Raw genomic sequence first — 2,014 nt, 5'->3', positions numbered from 1 at the left:
GGTGGGTTCAGCGGGGGGCGTTCCACATCGCTTCGCCCGCCATCCCCTTGCGGGGGTGGAGGTTGTGGTGGATCTCCCGGGCGTGATCGGCCGCGTAGAGCTTGGCGGCCAGGGCGGCGTCGTCGGCCGCCGCGCGGGCGATGCTCGCCAGCGTCCCCAGCTCGTCGGTCACCCGCTCATCGACCGGGTAGGCGGTACGGGTGCGGTGGTGCAGCTCGCCCAGTGCTTCCCCGAGGTGGGCCAGGCCCAGGCCGATCCCGGCCATCTCGTTGCCGACGTCCATCATGTGTTCCGGCTCGTAGGTGCGGTAGAGCACCCCGACCATGACGCAGCCGCTCTCCAGGCGGCCGGGGGCGAACATCGCGCCCTCGGGGGATTCCGCGGCGAGGGGGGTGACGTTCCACATCCACTCGTTGGTGCGCGGGTTGCGGATGCGCTCGATGTCGAACGCGTGGAGGTCCCGGAACAGGCTCACCATGTCGCGGGCGCGGGCCGCGCCGATGAGCAGCCGCTCGTACGCCTCGCCCAACTTCCCGGCCGCGCGGGGGGAGCAGGGGTACTTCCCGGCGCAGTTGAGCGTCAGGTGCCGGATGGCGTCGGCGGTGGAGTGGAAGGAGTTGGGCAGTCCGGCGTACTCGGCGGCGACCTCCATCATGCTGCGCGGGCGGTAGCCGGTGTAGGCGGCGTGGGCGGCGTTCATCGCCTGCCCGAACCGGGAGTGGGTGGGGTCGAAGGTGATCTCGACAGGGGTCAGACTTCCACTCATGGTGGTGTCGTCCTTTCCTCGGTGAACGGTGAGGGTCAGCGCGTCGGCGCGCTGCTCTCGGTCGTGGCGGCGCCGGGAGCGGCGCCGCAGCCGGCGCCAGACGCGGCCGGCGATCCGGATGGGCAGCAGCCAGGCGTGCAGCGGGTCGCGGTGACGGGTGATGGTGCGCCACAGCCCCCACAGCACGGAGGCCGGGAGGGTCAGCAGCCCCGCGAACGCGGCCACCAGTCCGGCCGCGCCGCACCGGGCCCAGTGCGCCGTCTTGCGGGCGGCGATCCGGCGCAGCCGGTACCACCGGCCCCCGACGGGCGAGCCCGGCTTGGTGGTCCCGGCCGCCGTGGTGTCGGCCCCGCGGGTGCGGGTCGGGCTCAGCCGACCGGCCGCCGCCCGCACCCACCGGCGCAGCCGGCCCGACCGGGACCGATCGACCGCACCGGGCTTCTTGTCCTTCTCCTTCCTGGTCTTCTTGCGGGGGTCGGTGCTCCGGTCCGGGTTCCGGCGCCGGTGCTTGTCGGTGGTCGGGTCGGTGTTCCGGTCCCGGCGCTCCTGGCGGTCGCGGCGCCCGTTCAGCCACCGGGCCGCGCCCCGCAGCCGACCGGGCTTGTCCTCCCGGCCGGAGCGGGGGGCGGTGCCCGGGCCGCGGGTCCCGGCCGTGCCCAACCCGCCACCGGACCGCCCGGACCCACCGGAGCCGAACCACGAGCCGGAACGGCCGGTGCCGCCACCGGACCGCCCGGTGCCGGAGCCGCCGCCCGGGCCGTTGCGGGAACCGGACCGGCCGCTGCCGAGGCCGCCGGACCCGAGCCCGGAGCGGGAACCGGAGCCGGAGCCGTTGCGCGGGCCGATCAGCCCGCCGGACCGGGATCCGGTCCGCCACCCACCACCGCCGGCCCCGGAGCGGTATCCGCCACCGGCGCCCGAACCGCCCCGCCCGGAGCCGCCCGAACCCCCGTTGCGGGTTCCGGTGGCGGGGCGGGTGCGGGTGGTACGGCGGGAGCGGTACAGGGCGGCGGCCCCGGCCGCCGCCCCGGCCGCGCCCACGGCCATCAGTCCGGCGGCCCCGGCGCCGACGTAGGCGGCACCGGTGAGCGCGGCCGCGCCGTTGGTGCCGTGCACCAGCAGCGGCACCGCGCGCGGCCGGCCCCGGCGCACCGACCGCTCCGAGGCGGCCGGTTCGGGGGTGGTGTCGAGGTCGTCGTGAAGGGTGTCATCGTGCTCCTGGAGCACGTCCCGCTCGTCGGCCCCCAC

General features: G+C 76.3%; 1 protein-coding gene. It reads right to left on the bottom strand.

What is annotated here, in order from left to right; genetic code table 11:
• Positions 1–7 precede the first annotated feature (7 nt).
• The coding region (locus FNQ90_RS21105) for a hypothetical protein (protein ID WP_182607804.1) at positions 8–2,014 on the bottom strand (2,007 nt) is incomplete at its 5' end.

This window comes from Streptomyces alkaliphilus (genome assembly GCF_014141535.1).
Lineage (GTDB): Bacteria > Actinomycetota > Actinomycetes > Streptomycetales > Streptomycetaceae > Streptomyces > Streptomyces alkaliphilus.
The sequence above is the reverse complement of the archived record's forward strand: the minus strand, read 5'-3'. Positions and strand labels throughout refer to the sequence as shown.